The following is a 19,234-nucleotide window of genomic DNA, read 5'->3' as shown; positions in this document are numbered from 1 at the left end:
CCTTTACGTATTCTTAAAAACATGCAATTATTTATAGTAAATTAATAGTTACATGTTCTTCAAGTATCCAATTATTTTGCCCGATATCTATCGCATTTTTCACTCTCCCCCACACACGAAAAGGTTTCGATCCATCTATACTTCCTTTATTATTTATACATTCAGGCTCTGCATAATAGTTAACTCCATACCCAACGGGATATTTTGAAGAGGCATAAAACCATTTCACATCAAAATTTTTTACATATACCCATTGTTTATCATTGCCTAAGCAAATCATATCTTCATCTGCGCCTCCCCAATAACCATGTAAGACTACATATGGAATTTTTGAAGTGATTATACCTGTAAACTGGGGATTTACAGGATTTTCATATACGTTTATACCATATCCATCAGGATATTTTGAAACTGCAATACCTATTCCATTTGATTGCTGTTTATCCTCTTTGCCGGATTGAATAGATTGATTTATTTGATCCAAACCTATAAACCAGGAAAGCGACTTATTTCCTATTAATTGGTTTAAATCACATTTCCCAATACCCGGAACATTTCCCGAATCAGTATATTGCCAAATATCACACGGATATGCTGGCTTATTCCCTCCATAACGAGGAATCCATAGAAAGTCTACTTCAATATTACGCGCTCCAAATGATACATACGTATGATGCCCCACATATAACCCTATTTTTTTCGCACCTAGACGGCGTAATTCGTCTATATATGCTTGTGTCCCTCCTTGCATATCCATCATTGTTTGAATTTCTACGTCCACCACCCAAAACTTAGCAGATTTATCACCACGATTCCAAAAATCTTGTGCCTCTTTCCTTGCATCAGCAATAGATATAAAGCGACAAAATGCATAATTACCAAATGGGATACTATGTTTCTTCATTTCATTCACATAATGTTGATACATATAATCTACTGTATTCGAACCATCTTGAACTCTAGCGATAACTAAATCTAGCTGAGATGCCGCAGTATCCCAATTAATCGTTCCATTCCATTTTGAAATATCGATAATATACCCCAATACAATTCATCTCCTTTTTATTATTATATTCAAAGCTAGTTTTGGCGAAAGCTCCTTATGCCTAACTAGCTATCTATAATATAAATAAGAGAGTATCTATATTTTTTTAAAAATATACAATCTTTTAATTGCATTTCTACTAATTTTTCATAATCTAATCACACCATAAAACTCCATATCATTATCAACTCAATTAAAAATTTCATATTATATATTCATACGCCTTTACAAACTAAACAAAAACGCAGTATACAATACTGCGTCTTAGGAGCTGATTTCATGGAAAAAAAACCTATCGTGGTCAAAGTTCCACCAAATTCAAAACTAAAAATTACATTTTTCGGCCCTTTTAACGAGGTAATTACAAATGTTTCTATAATTAATCAACTTTCCACACCTAAGTGTCAAACTATTACGCAATATCCAGACTATAAGAAATACAAAACGGAAGTACAATCACTATCTGGTTGTTAAACTGTACTATTCATAATCCTAACTATTTAGTTAGCTAAACAACTTCGGTAAAGACCACAATTACTCATTTCATGATATTCCATTGATAATCTATTGATTTCTCACACGTTTTTATTAACTGAACATATATTATCGTATGGAGATTATCCACTCATAAAACCTATCTTTCTTTAGAGCGTACTGTTTATGTATGCTCTTTTTTTATTTATCCCTCATCTTGTGCATATAAGCCTGTTTATTTTTATATTTCAAAAGTAATCCCCTCCTGCTTACTTACAAACAATTTAATCAATGTGAACTCAATAATACTTCATTATTTATTATATATACTCCTCTGTTACATTAGTGTATTCATTCAAACTTTATATTTATCTAATATATTTCCCTTCTAAATTGACTATAGATGTATTAAAATCTTTATATACTCAAGGAGGTCAAACATGTTCAAGTTGCATCCAATACTACTCATCTTAGGATTTATTTTATTTTTATATATTGTAATTTCCTTACTATTTTTCCTTTCCATACAATAACAGTACCTACACAACCCTACGTTAAATATGTAATTTCTATATAGTAAAGAAAACACGTAAAATAACTAGTAAATGTAATCATCATGTTACTAATTTCGTTATACTCTTTTATTATCTGTAAAAAATTTAATACTCAAAATAAGATAGCTCTCTCACCCTTACTTCCTATCATCCGAAATGCTCCTGAAATAAACTACATTTAACCTGTTTACTTATATATTTTAGAAAAACAATAATAATCCCCTACCATTTGGTAAAGGGGATTCACTAAACCTACTGAAAAGTATTTTATTCTCTTCATTATTTAATTGGAGATGGAAATCTTGCCGCTTCAAAATGAACCGTATTCAAACCATTCACATTTTGAACAATTACTCCAGCAACACTACTCTCAGCAAAAACTTCAACTGAATCTCCTGCTTCTAATTGAAGAATAGAGGTTACTGAAACATCATTATTAAAAAACACCCCAGTCCCAAAGAAATCATTATCTATTGCTATTGCTGGATTTCCATTCACACGAATCTCAACTCTAGCTCTGTAATTTACATTAAAATCATTTGGAGAAAATGTTATATTCCCTAATACACTATATACCCCTTTCGTCTTCGGAATAAAAATAGACGTTGCTGGGTTATATTCATTTGCTAGATCAAACTGTTCATTTTGAAATAATACTTTAACTGGCGTATTTTCAGTAACAGGTTGATTCATTGTATTAACAGCTCTAAATGCTGATGCCCTAACAAGTTTTTCTTTCTTATCATCACAACAATTCACTTTTACATACTTTCTATCACACTGACTATTTTTTCTAAAACAAACATGATTTTTCTCTTTGTAATCTTTACAATACTTACAGTAATAATAAGACGTAGTAATTCCCCCTTTAAACTTATTATTACATACTATGTAACATAGTTAAGAATTGTTTGGACAAACTATTACTATTTTCAATATAATCAAATATCCCCACCATTTTGGTGAGGATTATTCTTTATCTTCTCTATACTCGACTTTATTTTATTGGAGAAGGGAATCTTGCCGCTTCAAAATGTGCACCGTCTTCTAAAGGACTTAAAAATCCGTCTATGCTACTTTGCGCATAAATCTCAACTTGATCTCCTTCATTCAATTGAATGATTGTCGAAACACTTACTACATTTCCAAAACTTATTGGACCGAAAAAGTCATTATCTATAGCTATTGCCGCATTTCCATTCACACGAATTTCTACACGAGCTCTATAATTTAAGCTAGGATCGTTTGGAAAAAAGCCAATCGTTCCAATAATAGAATAAACGCCTTTCGTCTTCGGAATAAAAATAGACGTTGCTGCATCGTACTCATTTGCTAAATCAAATTGTTCATTTTGGAACAATACCTTTACAAAAGTATTGGCAGGAACCGCTTGATCCACCGTATTTCTAGCTCTAAATGCTGATGCCCTAACAAGCTTTTCCTTGTTGTCATTACACTTACTCGTGTTCTTACAACAATCATGCTGTTTCTTTTTATACTCTTTACAATACTTACAATAGTTATAGCAAGACATACTAGTTCCCCTTTCATGTTTATTACTACATATTATGTAAGAGGGATTCGCAATGTTTGGACGAGCTATTATTTTAGCACTATACTTGTCGCCTATTCATATACGAGTAAGCGAAAATATGTTAATAAAACCACAATCTAGATGTATAGTGCATTCTATTCAAATTTGATAGATTCTTCTCTTATGAATTTTACTTCCAATACATAAAAAAAGCGAATCTACATTCGCTCTTTCCCGCATATTTATGGCCCAAAGCTTATCATCCAACCGAATATAAATCCAAATAAAGCAAACAGCAGCATAAAAATAAATAAACTACATGCCCACAATGCATATTTTCGACTTTTGCTTTTTGTGATCATACCTACAACTGAGCACACCACTCCAATACCCACTATTTGTAGAAAACCTTTATCTATGAATGTTTCTTGAATAAGCAATATAATGTTCAAATACAATAACACTAGAAAGGCAATAATTAATGAAATAGTCCCCATCCACGTTTCCTGTTTATAAATATGTTTCTTTCTTTTTTTTAAGAATGCCAATTCCATAACCTCACTTCACCTACTCTCAAGTTTCTAACTTTTTCGTGGCTCATCAATTTTTGAATTTCTACTTTAGGCCCAGTTACAACTGCGCCGTATGTTTTCACCCCATTTTTTTCAAGGAAAGAAATACGCTTTGACAACTCTAATACTTTCGCTCTAGATAGCTTCACTGCTAAATTCTCATGCTTCTGTAATGACTTTAAAACATCAATGAATTGTTCCTCATGAGGTGAATCACTTACAAAAGCACCACTTGGCCTTGAAATCATATCTGATGGAAAACCAATCGGGGCTACATACATCCCCTCATCATTCATTTGCTTCTCCTCTAATCCTGTATTAACGGCATACCACACAATATCAATAGTAGGAAACATTTCTGTTACCTCTTGTACACTTAATAATTCCCTAAAAGATACAAATGCTTCTACAACAGATTCTTGTGGAAGGCCTTTTAATACTTGTGCTTCATCGCTACTATTGTACGACGTATTATAGTTTTTAGGGTGAGACAATACCTCGTTATCTACATATGGGATTTCTGGAATTTTTTCATCTGTTGTATATTCACGACTTACTTTTGTCGCCCTATTAAATACATAATCTGTTTTCTCTTCCCCTATTCGAATATCTTTCTTGCCTACTCTTTTATACAAATCAAAATGCAATTGCAAACTAAGCGGTAACAATGTTTGCTCCATATCCCTATCTTTCAAAAAAACATTTGGTTCTGTTACACTTAACGTTTGATTTACTACATTTCGTATCTCCATTGCGTTTGTAGGTGCCAATGTATAATATAAAAGTGTAGATATATATAGAATAGGTTGAATAAGCAATAAAAATGTAAATACAATTAAAACGTTCGTAATACGTGCTCTTTTTTTACCTATTTTCAACACTTGCTCCTGTTTTTCATCAGGAAGGGAATCCGGTCTTTGATGAAGAGCTTCTTGTAACAATTCTTTATAATCATCTTGTTCAGAATGAAATTTATCATTTGTCATTTTGACTCTTTTCCTCCTTTAACAATTCTTTTAATCTCTTTCTCCCACGAAATATGTGACTTTTATACGTATTTAACTTTAAATCTAATACAGAAGCACCCTCTTCGTACGTTAATTGATGTACGTCACATAATAAAATAGCTTGTGCCTCCACCACCGGCAAAGAATGAATAATCTGAATTAATTTTTCATAACTATTTTTTGCGACTACATACTCTTCTGTAGATTCCCCAGTTTGTATTGTCTCTAATTCCACTGTTCCTACAAAAGTTACTTTTTTCTCTTTCCTAACAAAATCAATAAACGTATGATATGCCACTTTAAAAAGCCATGATTTTACCTTTTGATTTTCATAGTCTTCTAAATAAAGATACGCTCGATAAAAAGTCTCTTGCATCAAGTCCTCCGCTACGTGATGGCTGCGAGAAAGGGAAAATAAATACCGATACACATCGTTTATATAAACCTTATATATTTCTTCAATCTCCATCCCCCTCCTCCTTTCATATATAACACGAATAAGCAAAATAAAAAGTTGCATTATTTTTCCTTTTTTATAAAAAAAGAAACATCATTCATACATTTCAATAACTACTTACAATTATAAACAAAATATATGATGTTATGACTGTATATATCCTTCAAAATCAGTGAAAAAACATTTCTGATATTTGGCTGTTCTTGTAGTTAAATAATCATAGAATAATCGTACTGCATGATATACTTCATTGTTGCGTCTCGACCTGATTCGCGTAAGTAAATGTTCGTTTACCCTTTCATACAAAGCTATTAACCATCATTTGTCATGATAATATAATTCACATTCTTTTTTAATCGGTAGCTTCTCATCAAAAAACTCCACTTATAGTATGTACGGAGATTATCACATTGGTTATTTGCAATTAGTAGGTGGGGAATATTTGACGCCTGCATATACACTTCGCCATTTACGAGTAATAAGACCCTTCAAAAAAAATTTGGCACATGCGAGAAAATTAGGTAGGAGCCGGATTACCCATATATGTCCAATTGATGAAGACTAATAATCAATTTAGGATATCTGCCCCCTACTGATTAAACTTTCAATTTATAGATTAAATACAGTTCCATATGGGATAGTAAGAAAAGAACTTCCATACGGTGTGATTTGATGCACTGGGTAAAAATACTCCATGGATGAATAATACGGCTGGATACCTTGTTGCTGCATTTGCATTTGTTGTTGCATTTGTAACGCTTGTTGAACAGCTTGAACTGTACTTTGTGCTCCGCTAAATGTTATTGATGTACCATACGCAGGTCGCATACCAGCTGGAGTAGCAAAATATGAATAAAACATTATTTTCAACTCGCTTCCATATAAGCTATTACAAACCATAGTATGATTCTTTTTTTAGGAAGTGCTGAAAACTAGTACACTTGCTTTTAGTAACATTCCATTATTTCACTTACTCGTTTCAATTATTAAATAACCTTACGTAAAATTCTATATGGAATTGTATTAGATCCTAATTCAATTAAACTTATAATTATCATCAAATCTTTACAATACTACTAGTCTCATAAGAACACCTTTATTTTGTTTACATATACTTTTACAAAACATTCCTGGGTATATCACATATAACTTATACTCATAAGCACTTTACATCTAGAAACAAATATTGATTATCACATGTACTTACTATTTAAATTTTTTAAAAGGAGGTAATTATGAAAAATAATCAAAACTCAAACGATCCTTGCGAAAAATTCCAATTCCCCTGTTTTATTTCTATATCCTCTTGCGATCAAAGTAATTGTTGTACACCTGTTTTTTTCTCATTTTCTCAGCAACAAGAATTATTGTCCCTAATTAACCAATTAAACCAAGCTATCCTTTCTTTCTTTACCACGCCAAATCCGACAACTATACAAATACTCCAATCTGCATTGCAGGCATTAAATGATTTAATCATTACAGTGCAACCAAATACTCCAAATAGAAATTTAGTTATACGAACTATAACTCAATTAATCAATTCCTTACCTACTGCATCTCTTACTCAAATCTCTGCGTTATTCCAATTTCTATTCCAAAATTTATCTTCGCTCATTAGTTGTTCCAATATATCGGACCCATTGTTACAACAAACATTCAACTTAATTTTGCAAGGTATATTGAATAGTTCTCTATTAAACATTACCGGAACACCCGGTCCTACTGGAGCGACTGGGCCTAGAGGGTTTCCAGGGCCTAAAGGAGCGACTGGACCTCAAGGTGTGCAAGGTATTCAAGGGCCAGAAGGACCAGAAGGAGCGACTGGGCCTCAAGGTGTGCAAGGGCTTCAAGGACCGGAAGGACTTGCAGGACCGACTGGGCCTCAAGGCGTGGAAGGGCTTCAAGGACCAGAGGGACCGGAAGGGCCGACTGGACCTCAAGGTGTGCAAGGCATTCAAGGACCGCCTGGGCCACCAGGACCCACTGGTTCTGGAACTGGAATGGGAGTTCCTGGACCACCAGGGCCGACTGGACCTCAGGGTATACAAGGCATTCAATGGCCGGAAGGACCAGAAGGAGCGACTGGACCTCAAGGTGTGCAAGGGCTTCAAGGGCCAGAAGGAATCGAAGGGCCGACTGGACCTCAAGGTGTGCAAGGCATTCAAGGACCGGAAGGACCGGAAGGGCCGACTGGACCTCAAGGTGTGCAAGGGCTTCAAGGACCAGAAGGACCACCAGGACCGACTGGAGATTGTGAATGTCCACCGGGACCGACTGGGCCAACTGGGCCAACTGGGCCAACCGGACCAACTGGACCTGCATGTAATTTCCTTGTTTATGTTACAAACGCAGGAGCTATAGATGACCCTACAAATGATACAGTATCTGTAATTAACACCGGAACAAATACAGTGGTTGATACAATTACTGTAGGTAATGCACCTCTTGAAGTAACAGTTTCACCAAATGGTGCTCGTGCTTATGTTACCAACATTTTTTCTGATACAGTTTCTGTAATTGATACTGCTACGAATACTGTTATTGCTACCATTCCTGTTGGGGCTGATCCAATTGGCGTAGCTGTTTCTCCAAATAACACAACTGTATATGTTGGAAACCACGCGAGTGATGATGTTTCTGTTATTAATGCCGCTACTAACACAGTTATTGATACCATCCCTGTTGGTAACGATCCGCAAGGAATCACGGTTTCACCAAATGGAACCCTTGCATATGTTGCAAACGAATTAAGCAACAATATTTCTGTTATTAATACTGCTACAAATACAGTTAGCTCTACCATTCCAGTTGGCATTCGCCCTAGAATAATCGTCTTTACACTAGATGGTACTCGTGCGTATGTAACAAATCAAAACAGCAATACTGTTTCTGTTATTAACACCGCTACTAATACTGTTATTGATACAATTAGCGTAGGTTCTGAACCGGTTGGTATAGATATTACACCGGATGGCACTCGTATTTACGTTGTAAATAAAGTTAGTAATAATGTCTCGGTAATAAGTGTGGCGACTAATACTGTTATTGATACAATTCCTGTTGCTTCATCCCCGGATCAAGTAACCATCATACCAGATGGCACTCTCGCCTACGTTACAAACCAAGGTAGCAATACTGTTTCTGTTATCAATACTGCTACAAATGCGGTTATAGATACGGTTCCAGTAGGAGTTGCTCCAACTGGTATAGCAACTGGAACTATTTGTGAATAAAAAAAACAGAGAGACAAAAAATATGTCTCTCTGTTTTTTTTTATGTTCCTTAAAAATTTTATATTCATAGCGGTCCCCCTTATTACCTATATCACGGTCTAATCTTATTTTTCTAACCTCCTATTCATTACCTATTAAATTCCTTTGCAAAATAAAAAAGCAGCTATTAAGCTACTTTTTATTCTTCTTACCCCCAAGAGAAATGATATATATATTCTCCCGTCACACTTTGATTAATCCCAATAATTCTGGCAAACCTCATTAAGTCAGCCCCCTGTAGAAAATACATCGCAAGCGTGACTGGCACTTGTGACCACATAAATTGATAAAACTCCTCGATTCTCTGATTTGTTGAAACAATTAAATCATTTACAGGCCCTTGATTCCATACAGAAGTTCTAACTGAATTAAACGGAAGATCTCTCCCATTAACCACAATCCGTGCCATACTTTGAGTTATGTCCACAACCATTCCCTCCATCATTACAAAAATTGGACCTGTGTATTTACTCCTTTTTTTATACATATTCTTAACTTTCATAAATGACTAAGGCAAATCTCTATTTTTCGATTCTATTCAAATGAATTTATTTATTACAGTAAAAAGCAAACGAATTTCCATAATTCACCTCCTCAACTTTCGTAACATTTATATATTTTATAACCTTGTTCACTTTAAAAAGTCCGATATGCACAATTACATATCTTATTATCTCAATATCATTTTATTTACTGCAATCCAATAGAAATTCATTCTAATCACTTGATAAATCAACGTTTGTAATTTAATTCCATATTTTAAATTCCAATATAATTATTCTTTAACACTATATTCGAATAATTATATTGGAATTTATTGTTGTATACACATCTATCTTTTTCAGGTATTATATACGAGAAGAGTAAGGTAAGAGTTACTCTTTGCCATTTTAGGAAAGGTCCTGTTGGAAACAACAGGACCTTTTTTCGTATAATTACATTTTTTATTTCCGCCTTATAACCATTTTATTATGCATCAAAAAGACTATGCTCGCGTAACACCCATCTGTAAATCAATAAATATGCATGCGCTTTATAAAGAAAATAAAAAAGCACGTTATTCCTCAATTTAACGATAGTGCGCTTCACTCATCTTCATTATTTTGTTTCTTTGGTTTTTCGCCCTCTTCTTCCAAGGCTTTATCCACTGCTTTTAACAAACTATCCAATGCTTCTTGCGTATTATTATCATCTAGTGGGTGCAGATTGTTTAGTCGTTTTGAACCCATTGCAAGTTACCTCCCTTTAGAAAATATTCCATGATTACACATATCTTTAAGGAATCGTTTGAAAATCGGTTTCTCTAGCATCTAGTTCACGGTCTTAAAGATGCAGGATTTCCATTTCCAATATCGAATTGGTAATGTTTAGAAAGGGGGTGTAACATGGCGGAAATTAAAGTGGGACTTACACAATTTTTAGATTTCACACTAAAAAGTAGTGCAGCTAAAACGAATTTTGTAAAGAATCTAAAATCTCAACCTGAATATCAACCAGTTTTTGATTACTGGAAACAATTACGAGAAACTATTATTAAATTTCATAAAAATGAACTACCTTTTGACTGTTTTGAAACATTAGTACAAACTGTTGATCAGAAGAAAAAGCAAAACTACATTGATGTTATAAAGCAGTACAAAAAATTTATTAAAAACAAAGACGTTTCTTGGTTTGATCCAGGTAAATCACATTGGTTATCAGATAGTTTAATCGTCCGCTCGTCACCTGAACTCGGTTTGCTCATTAATGATGAGCCGCATCTTATTAAACTATTTTTCAAAGGGAAAAAAGAGCGCATTGATAAGTATAACATCAACTCAACACTGACATTATTAAATGAATCAACATTTTCAAATGAATATAAAGATGTGAATTATACAGTCCTTAACATCCAAAAGAACAGAATGTATACGAATAACTCTATTAATAATGATCATTTAATAGCTCTTGAATCAGAAGCCCACCAACTTTCTTATTTATGGAATAAGGTGTAAAAGAGTATAGGTATCTCTTTCACTACCTTGTTCCTGCGTAACCTGGGGCACAATTTTCACAAATTCAATTCGTTTCTTTTAAGTGAAGCTCACCTTCTTGTTTCTCACAAACAATGCAGGGTGGGCGTTTTTTGAACATAATTTCTTTATCCATTTCACCATTCTAATTCTCCCCTCTGAAAGAATAATATAATGGTCTTTTTCTACCACATCTGCATCCCCATCCTGTTAGTCACACTCCTTTCGCCAACGTTACTTTATTTGGTTGTGATTATTGCCGGAACTCAGCTAACACCACCCTAATTTCTTCTCTCACAACTTCACAAATAAGTTCTTATAACGATTCCTCTAATATTATATATGCATTCCTTACATCTTTTTTGAATTTCCTGTTTGTTGTTTTATTACTTATAAAATTTATGAGTAATGATCATCCACCGTTTACCTCCTCTAAGTACCGGAAAGAGATTGCTTGTTTTATCTGACTTTACATTTCAGTCGTTTCATAAACATCTCATATAAATATGTGAGGAAAAGAAAGTTATGGCGATGGCTATCATGAATACAACTTGATTTACCCTACTTATAAAGGTAACCCAAGCAATTCAGAAGTTTGACACAGCTCATGAAAAAGCTTATAAAGAAAAGTGAGGTCCCTAATATTCGTTTTTAGTATCTAAGTTGTACATTCAAAGATCACAAGCGGACTTTAGGACTAAACAGAGTAGGTATCAAATTGGATAATTACTTCCATGTTGTACCAGAACTTCAAGAAACTGCGGTGGATCAATTTGCAAACGAATTATTGGGAAAGAAGGCTCTCGTTAGAAGTTTTCGTTTCACAGCAAATACACCAACTAAACAACCAAAAATATTGATAGTGAAAAAGGAGAACCAAACATGAAAGAAATCAAATCAGAACAGGAATTTAAAGACATCATCGCAAGCGAGGAGCCAGTAGTTGTTAAGTTCTTTACTACATGGTGCCCAGATTGTGTACGTATGGACAACTTTATCGGAGATGTAATGGAAGAATTCAATAAGTTTGAATGGTATTCTATTAATAAAGATGAGTTCCCAAGTATCGCTGAAGAGTATCAAGTAATGGGTATTCCAAGTTTACTTGTATATCAAAATGGCGAGAAGCTAGGCCACTTACATAGTGCTAACGCAAAAACTGAAGAGCAAGTTACTGAGTTTTTAGAAGCATACTAAGATGAAAACCCTCTGAAAAATATTTTCTAGAGGGTTTTTATTTTGCCCAATCATCTTTCAGCAGTGTAGTATACTGATTCATCATAATACATGTACCCTTTCACCTATCTCTCGATCAAAATCGCGTTTACACTCTAACTTTGCACTTTACAACATATTTTTCCTTCACGAAACTTTGTTATCCCCTTCTTAAAAAGCTAAAAAACGTCAACAATGTTTGTATAGACCCACACGAGTTTCATTTGATACTCTATTTATAGAAAGAAATTCCTTGTAGAAAGGTGAGTGATTAAAATGGATACTCTTTCTCATAAAGAAGCTGATAAAGGTGCAATTGTCAGCATTATGGCCTACATATTTTTATCCTCTATGAAAATCATCATCAGTTATATTACCCTCTCTAGCGCATTACGTGCTGACGGTTTAAATAACTTAACGGATATCGGTGCTTCTTTAGCGATATTAATTGGTCTAAAAATCTCTCGTAAACCTCGTGATCCAGATCATCCTTATGGACATTCGCGCGCAGAACAAATCGCATCACTTGTTGCTTCTTTTATTATGGCAACGGTAGGATTAGAGGTTGTTATTAGTGCCATTCAATCTTTTTTAAATCCGAAACAAACAGCGCCTAATGTGCTTGCTGCATGGGTAGCCTTATTTTCTGCTGTCGTTATGTACTGTGTGTATTTGTATACGAAAAAGATTGCAGCACGAACAAAAAGTAAATCATTAGAAGCCGCTGCAAAGGATAATTTATCAGATGCTCTCGTAAGTATTGGTACAGTAGTAGGTATTGTCGGTTCACAGTTCCAAATGTCTATTTTAGACCCTATTGCCGCTTTAATTGTCGGTCTTATTATTTGTAAAACTGCATGGGAGATTTTCGTAGAATCTTCACATATGTTAACGGATGGAATCGATCCAGATAAGATGGAAGAGTACGCTGATGCGATTGAAGATATTGGCGGCGTGGAAAACATCGTAGATATTCGCGCTCGTATGTATGGGAATCAAACGTACGTTGATATTACAATTGAGGTAGATGCTCGTATGGATGTTGTTGAAAGTCATTGTATTACTGACAACATCGAAGCTATGCTTCGCAAAAAGTTTGGCATTTACCATGCACACATTCATGTTGAACCAATGGAAAAAGAACCTATTATGACATAGGTTCTTTTTTAATGAACGTTTTATGAAATATAACACATAAAACGAGCCAGCTACCGCCAGCTGCCCATCCTGCTAATATGTCAGATGGATAGTGAACGCCAAGATATATTCGGCTAACTGAAATAGATAATACAACAAAGCTCGCTATAAAAATAATCAACAATTTTTTATGCAATGTAATACGTTCTTCTGTAATTGTAACGTATGCAATAAATCCTAAAAAAGCAGTAGCATTCATCGTATGACCGCTCGGAAAACTATAACCAGTTGCCGTAACAAGCTGCGTTACATCCGGTCTTGCTCGTTCGTACCATAGTTTAAGCATACTATTTAAATAACGAGATCCATAATAATTAATTGTTAGAAGTAATGCACTAAGCAACTTTTTTCTAACGAGAAAATACATTACAAGAATGATGAGTAACGGAAAATATATTCTTTTGGAACCGATAAAAGACACCCAAGTAAAATAAGCTGTCAAATAATCGTTTCGAAAACTTTGAATAAAATGTGCGACTATATTGTCAAATTTCTCAATACAAGCGGTATGATACGAAAGTGATAATACGACAAAACAAATGAGTAGCGTAAAACTTAACAAGTATAAATGTCGATATCGTTTCACATACATAACCTCACTATGCAAAAAAATGGAGCGGTTGTTTTAGTTTTCCTCTCCATTTCTTTTTTATGCATAGTTTATTAAAAAATATAATTGTTAATTTTTTCTTTCATCGCTGGAATATCTTCATTCGTTACTGTAAAGCGAATCACTTTCTCATCAAGATCAAGCGCTTCTGCAAATAAACCTGCTAATCCGCGAGATTTTCTATCTACTTCCATAATAATCTCTAGGCGATCGTAAGCGCTTGGTAAGATTAATAATTCTAGTTCATCTAATTTCCCATAATACTCTCCAGAAACCGGAACAAACTCAAATTCTTGTGCGAATGGAACTTGCTTACGTAATCGATACGGTAACTCTTCACATTCTATATGACGCGCTTTAAAACCTAATTGATTTACACTCTCTAATACACTATTTAATAGTGCATTTGGCAACACTTGAATGTAATCACGATCACTCGGATCTATACTGCGTTTAATATCAAGGCCCGTATGCACCCAAACTGTTTTCATTCCAAGAGTAAGCGGCGTTTCAAACGGCATTTTAAATAAAAATGGAATTTCTCTTTTTTCATTCGGCTCAACAGAAAAAGGTTCTGTCAAACGAACTCGCTCTAAATCATATGTTGCTGTTACTTTTTTATCATCCACTTCACGTACATACGATGTTGATAACGTTAAGTAAATGCTTTCAATTTGTTGGCTAACTGAACCACCAGTTATATGAACCTTCCCGTGTATCTCTTCTCCAACAATATACTCATCTTTTTCAAGAACTGTATCTACTTTTGCATTGCCAATACCAACGCTTGCTAAAAACTTTTGAAACATGGATCCTCCATCCTTTCTAAAGCAAAAGCTACATCTTTTTTTAAATCTTGTACATTCTCATAGTACGGCGTTTTTATTTGTAACATGCGCATAAGCATTTCACGGTTACAATTTTCCAAAGTTAATTCGTCATACCATGGCTTTTCATGTTTTTCATTAGATTCATAGCCTGCATATAATAAAAATAATGAAAAATGACCGAGCGCATAAAAATCGCTACGAAAGTGAACTTCTCGCATCAAAGCTTGTTCACCTTCATAAGTTGTAGCTCGTTCATCATCCTCACCTTTCAATTTAGCCAATCCAAAATCAATAATACTAATTTCATTTTCTTTCATTAATACATTTGGAATGCGTAAATCTCGGTGAATAATACCTTCACTATGAAACACCGATACAATTTCTAATATTTCATATAAAATTTTAAACACTTCACGTTCTGTATATACATGCCCATCTAAGAAAATATAATCTTCGAAATTTTTACCAGGCATATATTCCATCACAAAAAAGCTTTTTTTCTCCCATATGAAATGATCATATAAACTAGGAATTGCACGGTGATTTAATGTTTGTAAAATCATTTTCTCTTGTTCAAATGATTTTCTCCCAGACTCATATCTTTGTTTACTTTGTCTTAATTGTTTTAAGACTTTATATCTATTTATTTGTAAGTCATTAACGACATATGTAACCCCATAACTGCCCATTCCAATTACTGATTCAATTTTATAACGTTCTGCAACGATTGTATTTTTTCGTAGTGGTCTATCAAATAAAGCGAGTATACGACGCCATTTCATCAGCTACTTGAAAAGAAGCTACGGCTTTTACGCTTTCTTTTATAATGATGATGCCCATAACCAGATGAACGTCGTTTATAATCGCTACTTGAATAAGAGCGACCTCTATGGCGATAATCACTACTAGAATACGAACGATATTTTTTCTTTCCTAATAAAGAATCAATAATTTTTTTGAACATCCCTTCACCTCTTGAGTAAAATTTTCTTTTAATTATACCAATAATTTCCGACTTCATTTGTGACAAGTTTGTAAAGAGTAAAAAAACGACGAGTTAAGCCCGTCGTTACTTTCACTCATCCTCTTCATCAAACACTTCATCAATCATACATTTCTCTAATAAATACTCGAATGTAATGTCTGCGAGATCTTCAATTTCTTCTCGTTTTGGGACGTATCCTCTTTCAATTAGTTGCTCATAAAAAAACTCCGCAATCTCTTCCGTATCAATTACGACTTCAATTTCCTTCATGAGCATCACTCCTTTATTTCTGTTTTATGAAAAAATCTCAAAAATATGTATATGAGATTAGAAAAATAGTTTTTCTTTTTTTATAGGTCATATCCTTGGGACGAGATACATACGATGGTAGTACAAGCTATCAAAAAGGGGGATTTTATTATGGAATACCAATATGAGGAAAAGCAAGAAGTAGGGCAAACAAAAGAAGAGTTCATGCATGAAGATCAATGGGCAGACTCTCTTATTAAATGGCTTTTTATTTTTTTAATAATTGTAGGCATACCTTATACTGCATATGTTGTTGTTCAATTCATTCTCTCTTTCTAGTTATCTATTTTTTCTCTGTCAATTTAACTAAATAATTATGAACAACATCCATAACAATTTTGTACTCTTCATCTTTAAATGTATCGAATAACAATTGATAATCGTTATAAATATCAAGTAATCCATCAATGATTTCTTGACGATTTGTCTTAACACTCACTTTTTTTGAGTTGTTAATTGACTTTAATTTTCCTAAATCTAATTTATTCATACCAGCTTTATCTTGTTTCATTTTCTTCAAAATAGCATTTGCCGTTTGAGCATTGGCAAGTAACGTTAAATCTGACTCATCCGCTTCTAACCATTCACCATCCGTAATTCGTGACAATTCATATATTGTATCTTCCCATGCGTCATTTTTATATCTCCATACTTCTGTACGAAAACCAACAATTCGAAACACATCTTTATCATAACCTGTTACTTGCACGAGATCACCAAAAGTGAAATTATAATTCAATTCAATCCACTCAGTTTCACCTTTTTTCATATCTTGCTCTGAAACGTGCTGCAACGTTTGCTCTACGTAAAAGCCATCGTGATTATTGACTTCGTATACATAAACTCCATCTAAAACCTTCATATTTGTGATTTTACCAACGGTTCCATATAGTGTAATCACGACTATGTCCCCTACGTTATATTTAGGTTGCTTTTTCCTTGCCATCTATATCTCTCCTTTTTTTGACGTCGTGATTTTGATAACAGTATATGCAACCTACATAAAAACGCTTATCACAGAAGCGTATATTCATAAATTTTTTCAATAAAAAATATCAACATATGAAAATTTATTTACAACGTAAAAAAAGCTAGCAAATAGACTAGCTTCTCATCAAAAATACCATCATATAGTTTTTATCTCTCTTGTATGTATAAATCCCAAGCTTCATCAAATATAGACATACTTTCTAGCATTCCGCTTAATTCTAAGTATGAACTAATTTCATCATAGTCTTCAGATTGCTTCGGAAAGCTTAAATCATCATACATTGCCTCTGCTAAATTCGAAATTTCATTACTAAATAAAGCTGCTCGATGCTTCATCATATAGTGGTAAAATGTCTTTTTCAAAAATATTCCCTACCTTTCTAACTTGGGTACATTATACAAGGCAAAAAAGAAAAAAACCAGCTTAAAAGCTGGTTAAAAGTCGAAATAATTTCTTTTTAATAGTCGTGGCCTTCCCATTAATTCTTCATATGTTAGTTGTTTTGGTAAATCTTTCGTATAAATTAGAAACAATTGGTCTTCTATTTCTTTCACTGTTTGATCTGCTTGATAGTCCATACCACATGAGGAACAAGAAATACATGGTGTTTCTTGGATTTCAATGGCTTTCGTACCATCTGGTAATTCCCAATATACAGTATTCAAGCTTTCTTTCGCTTCTGTACTGTCACACCACATACAATTCATACTGCATCACCCTCAGTTTTTTTGTCGTTTTCTTCTAATTTAGCCATTTGTGCTTGATATTTTTTATCTTTTAATTGGTCGCGTTTATCACGTTTATCTTTTAATGATGCATGCGTTTCATTATCTTCGTAGTCTTTACGACGGCTCATACGCTGTAAGTCGTCTGGAACGAGGTTAAATTTCTTATCACTCATAAGGCCTGCGATACCAACATCTGAACGTTTTTCTTCGTAGTTCGGATAGATTTCTTTAAAGTACCCTTCTGCTCTTCCAGGAATGTAGCTTTCTGGCTCTGGATACGTTGTAATAACACCTTCAAAGTTACGAAGTACAACTTTATCCGCACTTTGTGAGATTAAATAGTTTGGCTGAAGCGCAATCTTACCGCCTCCTCCTGGTGCATCAACAACGAATGTTGGTACTGCATAACCAGACGTATGGCCGCGTAAACCTTCAATAATTTCAAGACCTTTAGATACTGGTGCACGGAAGTGACCAATACCTTCAGATAAGTCACATTGATAAATGTAGTATGGACGCACACGGATTTTTACTAAGTCATGCATTAGTTTTTTCATAATTGGCACGCTGTCGTTAATACCAGCTAAAATTACTGCTTGGTTTCCGACTGGAACACCAGCATTCGCTAACATTTCACAAGCCTTTTTCGACTCTTCAGTAATTTCAATAGAAGTATTGAAATGTGTATTTAACCATACTGGATGGTACTTTTTAATAATGTTACATAAGTTTTCTGTAATACGCTGCGGGAACACTACTGGTGCTCTCGTTCCGATACGAATAATCTCAACGTGCGGAATCTCTCGTAAATTTTTTAATACATATTCTAAAATTTTATCGTTAATAAGAAGACCGTCACCACCAGAAATCAATACATCTCGTACTTGTGGTGTATCACGAATGTAAGCAATTGCATCATCTAATTGTTTCTTCGGTACACCCATTCCAATTTGTCCACTAAAACGACGGCGTGTACAGTAACGACAATACATAGAACATTGATTCGTTACTAGGAATAAGACGCGGTCAGGATAACGATGTGTTAGCCCTGGAACTGGTGAATCTTCATCTTCATGAAGCGGATCTTCTAAATCGTATTTTGTTTTATACAACTCTTCCGAAATCGGTACAGATTGCATCCGAATCGGACAGCGTGGATCATCAGGATTCATTAGCCAAGCATAGTACGGTGTAATATTTAACGGGATCGTTTTCGTTGAAATTTTAACGCCTTCTTCTTCTTCAGGTGTTAAATTAATCACTTTCTTTAAGTCATCCAAAGTTTTGATCGTATTCGTTAATTGCCAAACCCAATCATTCCATTGTTCTTCAGTAACATCCTTCCACAACTCGATATCCTTCCAGTGACGATTTGGTTTGTATACATCATGTAACATTGCTATTCCCCCTTTTTATACGCTCATCCTTTATATAAGCAA

The 19,234-nt window shown here is 34.2% G+C and carries 24 protein-coding genes and 1 pseudogene; 7 read left to right on the top strand and 18 right to left on the bottom strand.

Annotated elements, in window-relative coordinates; all coding sequences use genetic code 11:
* Positions 1-31: 31 nt before the first annotated feature.
* On the bottom strand, positions 32-1,045 hold the full coding sequence (locus AC3WTI_RS02415; protein ID WP_087956381.1) for a glycoside hydrolase family 25 protein: 1,014 nt from the start codon (positions 1,043-1,045) through the stop codon (positions 32-34).
* 279 nt (positions 1,046-1,324) lie between these two features.
* Between AC3WTI_RS02415 and AC3WTI_RS02410 the strand changes: the two genes are divergently transcribed.
* Positions 1,325-1,519: a hypothetical protein gene (locus tag AC3WTI_RS02410; protein ID WP_097841464.1), complete on the top strand. Its 195-nt coding sequence runs from the start codon at positions 1,325-1,327 to the stop codon at positions 1,517-1,519.
* Positions 1,520-2,352: 833 nt separating this feature from the next.
* Here AC3WTI_RS02410 and AC3WTI_RS02405 read toward each other — a convergent pair.
* The 6 genes from AC3WTI_RS02405 to AC3WTI_RS02380 form a co-directional block, all read right to left on the bottom strand.
* Positions 2,353-2,934: a complement C1q domain-containing protein gene (locus AC3WTI_RS02405; RefSeq protein WP_087956379.1), complete on the bottom strand. Its 582-nt coding sequence runs from the start codon at positions 2,932-2,934 to the stop codon at positions 2,353-2,355.
* Between the two features lie 136 nt (positions 2,935-3,070).
* Positions 3,071-3,607, bottom strand: a complete 537-nt coding sequence (locus AC3WTI_RS02400) for a C1q-like domain-containing protein (protein WP_087956378.1) — start codon at positions 3,605-3,607, stop codon at positions 3,071-3,073.
* A gap of 242 nt (positions 3,608-3,849) precedes the next feature.
* A complete protein-coding gene (locus AC3WTI_RS02395; protein ID WP_087956376.1) occupies positions 3,850-4,161 on the bottom strand; it encodes a hypothetical protein in 312 nt (103 codons plus the stop codon).
* Positions 4,143-5,165: an anti-sigma factor gene (locus AC3WTI_RS02390; protein WP_097841462.1), complete on the bottom strand. Its 1,023-nt coding sequence runs from the start codon at positions 5,163-5,165 to the stop codon at positions 4,143-4,145. The genes AC3WTI_RS02395 and AC3WTI_RS02390 overlap by 19 nt, the downstream gene beginning before the upstream one ends.
* Complete coding sequence (locus AC3WTI_RS02385; protein WP_097841461.1) at positions 5,155-5,655, bottom strand: sigma-70 family RNA polymerase sigma factor; 501 nt, start codon at positions 5,653-5,655, stop codon at positions 5,155-5,157. The genes AC3WTI_RS02390 and AC3WTI_RS02385 overlap by 11 nt, the downstream gene beginning before the upstream one ends.
* A 597-nt stretch (positions 5,656-6,252) precedes the next feature.
* Positions 6,253-6,504 carry a DUF3947 family protein gene (locus tag AC3WTI_RS02380; RefSeq protein WP_087956641.1) on the bottom strand — a complete coding sequence of 84 codons (252 nt, stop codon included), beginning with the start codon at positions 6,502-6,504 and terminating at the stop codon, positions 6,253-6,255.
* A 374-nt stretch (positions 6,505-6,878) separates the two neighbouring features.
* Between AC3WTI_RS02380 and AC3WTI_RS02375 the strand changes: the two genes are divergently transcribed.
* Positions 6,879-8,879 carry a YVTN family beta-propeller repeat protein gene (locus AC3WTI_RS02375; protein ID WP_492304297.1) on the top strand — a complete coding sequence of 667 codons (2,001 nt, stop codon included), beginning with the start codon at positions 6,879-6,881 and terminating at the stop codon, positions 8,877-8,879.
* Positions 8,880-9,066: 187 nt separating this feature from the next.
* On the opposite strand, the gene AC3WTI_RS02370 is transcribed toward AC3WTI_RS02375, so the two are convergent.
* Both AC3WTI_RS02370 and AC3WTI_RS02365 read right to left on the bottom strand, forming a co-directional pair.
* The gene (locus tag AC3WTI_RS02370; RefSeq protein WP_087956372.1) at positions 9,067-9,420 is read right to left on the bottom strand and encodes a hypothetical protein; all 354 of its coding nucleotides are present in this window, start codon (positions 9,418-9,420) and stop codon (positions 9,067-9,069) included.
* A gap of 583 nt (positions 9,421-10,003) precedes the next feature.
* The gene (locus AC3WTI_RS02365; RefSeq protein ID WP_179192005.1) at positions 10,004-10,147 is read right to left on the bottom strand and encodes a hypothetical protein; all 144 of its coding nucleotides are present in this window, start codon (positions 10,145-10,147) and stop codon (positions 10,004-10,006) included.
* 156 nt (positions 10,148-10,303) lie between these two features.
* Here AC3WTI_RS02365 and AC3WTI_RS02360 point away from each other — a divergent pair, with 156 nt between their 5' ends.
* The 4 genes and pseudogenes from AC3WTI_RS02360 to AC3WTI_RS02345 all read left to right on the top strand — a co-directional run bounded on the left by AC3WTI_RS02360 (position 10,304) and on the right by AC3WTI_RS02345 (position 13,303).
* A complete protein-coding gene (locus AC3WTI_RS02360; protein ID WP_097841460.1) occupies positions 10,304-10,912 on the top strand; it encodes a hypothetical protein in 609 nt (202 codons plus the stop codon).
* A 601-nt stretch (positions 10,913-11,513) separates the two neighbouring features.
* Positions 11,514-11,816, top strand: a pseudogene (locus tag AC3WTI_RS02355) (hypothetical protein); the annotation flags it as partial.
* Entirely contained in the window at positions 11,813-12,127 is a 315-nt protein-coding gene (locus AC3WTI_RS02350) for a thioredoxin family protein (protein ID WP_000658777.1), read from the top strand. The pseudogene AC3WTI_RS02355 and the gene AC3WTI_RS02350, both read left to right, overlap by 4 nt.
* Before the next feature lie 294 nt (positions 12,128-12,421).
* Positions 12,422-13,303 (top strand): cation diffusion facilitator family transporter, encoded by an 882-nt coding sequence (locus tag AC3WTI_RS02345; RefSeq protein WP_492304296.1) that lies wholly within the window; start codon positions 12,422-12,424, stop codon positions 13,301-13,303.
* Here the strand turns inward: AC3WTI_RS02345 and AC3WTI_RS02340 are convergent.
* The 5 genes from AC3WTI_RS02340 to AC3WTI_RS02320 all read right to left on the bottom strand — a co-directional run bounded on the left by AC3WTI_RS02340 (position 13,293) and on the right by AC3WTI_RS02320 (position 16,037).
* Positions 13,293-13,928, bottom strand: a complete 636-nt coding sequence (locus tag AC3WTI_RS02340; RefSeq protein ID WP_000833365.1) for a phosphatase PAP2 family protein — start codon at positions 13,926-13,928, stop codon at positions 13,293-13,295. The two genes, AC3WTI_RS02345 and AC3WTI_RS02340, sit on opposite strands and share 11 nt — an antisense overlap.
* Positions 13,929-14,005: 77 nt before the next feature.
* Positions 14,006-14,761: a sporulation protein gene (locus AC3WTI_RS02335; RefSeq protein ID WP_097841458.1), complete on the bottom strand. Its 756-nt coding sequence runs from the start codon at positions 14,759-14,761 to the stop codon at positions 14,006-14,008.
* A complete protein-coding gene (locus AC3WTI_RS02330) occupies positions 14,743-15,564 on the bottom strand; it encodes a serine/threonine protein kinase (protein ID WP_097841457.1) in 822 nt (273 codons plus the stop codon). Before AC3WTI_RS02330 ends, AC3WTI_RS02335 begins: the two co-directional genes overlap by 19 nt.
* Positions 15,564-15,746, bottom strand: coding sequence for a hypothetical protein (locus AC3WTI_RS02325; protein WP_000473370.1), 183 nt, complete (start codon positions 15,744-15,746; stop codon positions 15,564-15,566). Before AC3WTI_RS02325 ends, AC3WTI_RS02330 begins: the two co-directional genes overlap by 1 nt.
* Positions 15,747-15,857: 111 nt before the next feature.
* Complete coding sequence (locus tag AC3WTI_RS02320; protein ID WP_000658451.1) at positions 15,858-16,037, bottom strand: YozD family protein; 180 nt, start codon at positions 16,035-16,037, stop codon at positions 15,858-15,860.
* 150 nt (positions 16,038-16,187) lie between these two features.
* Here AC3WTI_RS02320 and AC3WTI_RS02315 point away from each other — a divergent pair, with 150 nt between their 5' ends.
* Complete coding sequence (locus AC3WTI_RS02315) at positions 16,188-16,355, top strand: DUF3930 family protein (protein WP_087956367.1); 168 nt, start codon at positions 16,188-16,190, stop codon at positions 16,353-16,355.
* 4 nt (positions 16,356-16,359) lie between these two features.
* On the opposite strand, the gene yodN is transcribed toward AC3WTI_RS02315, so the two are convergent.
* The 4 genes from yodN to kamA form a co-directional block, all read right to left on the bottom strand.
* Positions 16,360-17,022, bottom strand: coding sequence for a germination protein YodN (yodN, locus tag AC3WTI_RS02310; protein ID WP_000101496.1), 663 nt, complete (start codon positions 17,020-17,022; stop codon positions 16,360-16,362).
* A gap of 191 nt (positions 17,023-17,213) precedes the next feature.
* Positions 17,214-17,429, bottom strand: coding sequence for a YozE family protein (locus tag AC3WTI_RS02305; protein ID WP_000750725.1), 216 nt, complete (start codon positions 17,427-17,429; stop codon positions 17,214-17,216).
* Between the two features lie 72 nt (positions 17,430-17,501).
* On the bottom strand, positions 17,502-17,774 hold the full coding sequence (locus AC3WTI_RS02300; protein ID WP_000995761.1) for a YokU family protein: 273 nt from the start codon (positions 17,772-17,774) through the stop codon (positions 17,502-17,504).
* The gene (gene kamA, locus AC3WTI_RS02295) at positions 17,771-19,192 is read right to left on the bottom strand and encodes a lysine 2,3-aminomutase (protein WP_087956366.1); all 1,422 of its coding nucleotides are present in this window, start codon (positions 19,190-19,192) and stop codon (positions 17,771-17,773) included. Before kamA ends, AC3WTI_RS02300 begins: the two co-directional genes overlap by 4 nt.
* Positions 19,193-19,234: the final 42 nt, after the last annotated feature.

The sequence above is a fragment of the Bacillus sp. EB106-02-03-XG38 genome, from assembly GCF_058792175.1.
The sequence above is the reverse complement of the archived record's forward strand: the minus strand, read 5'-3'. Positions and strand labels throughout refer to the sequence as shown.

What these genes read in the sequence shown, in the direction of transcription:
- yodN (WP_000101496.1), bottom strand. Translation starts at nt 17,022, where the DNA reads ATGGCAAGGAAAAAGCAACCTAAATATAACGTAGGGGACATAGTCGTG.
- kamA (WP_087956366.1), bottom strand. Translation starts at nt 19,192, where the DNA reads ATGTTACATGATGTATACAAACCAAATCGTCACTGGAAGGATATCGAG.
- AC3WTI_RS02325 (WP_000473370.1), bottom strand. Translation starts at nt 15,746, where the DNA reads ATGTTCAAAAAAATTATTGATTCTTTATTAGGAAAGAAAAAATATCGT.
- AC3WTI_RS02320 (WP_000658451.1), bottom strand. Translation starts at nt 16,037, where the DNA reads ATGAAGGAAATTGAAGTCGTAATTGATACGGAAGAGATTGCGGAGTTT.
- AC3WTI_RS02345 (WP_492304296.1), top strand. Translation starts at nt 12,422, where the DNA reads ATGGATACTCTTTCTCATAAAGAAGCTGATAAAGGTGCAATTGTCAGC.
- AC3WTI_RS02335 (WP_097841458.1), bottom strand. Translation starts at nt 14,761, where the DNA reads ATGTTTCAAAAGTTTTTAGCAAGCGTTGGTATTGGCAATGCAAAAGTA.
- AC3WTI_RS02330 (WP_097841457.1), bottom strand. Translation starts at nt 15,564, where the DNA reads ATGAAATGGCGTCGTATACTCGCTTTATTTGATAGACCACTACGAAAA.
- AC3WTI_RS02315 (WP_087956367.1), top strand. Translation starts at nt 16,188, where the DNA reads ATGGAATACCAATATGAGGAAAAGCAAGAAGTAGGGCAAACAAAAGAA.
- AC3WTI_RS02350 (WP_000658777.1), top strand. Translation starts at nt 11,813, where the DNA reads ATGAAAGAAATCAAATCAGAACAGGAATTTAAAGACATCATCGCAAGC.
- AC3WTI_RS02400 (WP_087956378.1), bottom strand. Translation starts at nt 3,607, where the DNA reads ATGTCTTGCTATAACTATTGTAAGTATTGTAAAGAGTATAAAAAGAAA.
- AC3WTI_RS02300 (WP_000995761.1), bottom strand. Translation starts at nt 17,774, where the DNA reads ATGAATTGTATGTGGTGTGACAGTACAGAAGCGAAAGAAAGCTTGAAT.
- AC3WTI_RS02370 (WP_087956372.1), bottom strand. Translation starts at nt 9,420, where the DNA reads ATGAAAGTTAAGAATATGTATAAAAAAAGGAGTAAATACACAGGTCCA.
- AC3WTI_RS02390 (WP_097841462.1), bottom strand. Translation starts at nt 5,165, where the DNA reads ATGACAAATGATAAATTTCATTCTGAACAAGATGATTATAAAGAATTG.
- AC3WTI_RS02380 (WP_087956641.1), bottom strand. Translation starts at nt 6,504, where the DNA reads ATGTTTTATTCATATTTTGCTACTCCAGCTGGTATGCGACCTGCGTAT.
- AC3WTI_RS02410 (WP_097841464.1), top strand. Translation starts at nt 1,325, where the DNA reads ATGGAAAAAAAACCTATCGTGGTCAAAGTTCCACCAAATTCAAAACTA.
- AC3WTI_RS02375 (WP_492304297.1), top strand. Translation starts at nt 6,879, where the DNA reads ATGAAAAATAATCAAAACTCAAACGATCCTTGCGAAAAATTCCAATTC.
- AC3WTI_RS02360 (WP_097841460.1), top strand. Translation starts at nt 10,304, where the DNA reads ATGGCGGAAATTAAAGTGGGACTTACACAATTTTTAGATTTCACACTA.
- AC3WTI_RS02365 (WP_179192005.1), bottom strand. Translation starts at nt 10,147, where the DNA reads ATGGGTTCAAAACGACTAAACAATCTGCACCCACTAGATGATAATAAT.
- AC3WTI_RS02385 (WP_097841461.1), bottom strand. Translation starts at nt 5,655, where the DNA reads ATGGAGATTGAAGAAATATATAAGGTTTATATAAACGATGTGTATCGG.
- AC3WTI_RS02395 (WP_087956376.1), bottom strand. Translation starts at nt 4,161, where the DNA reads ATGGAATTGGCATTCTTAAAAAAAAGAAAGAAACATATTTATAAACAG.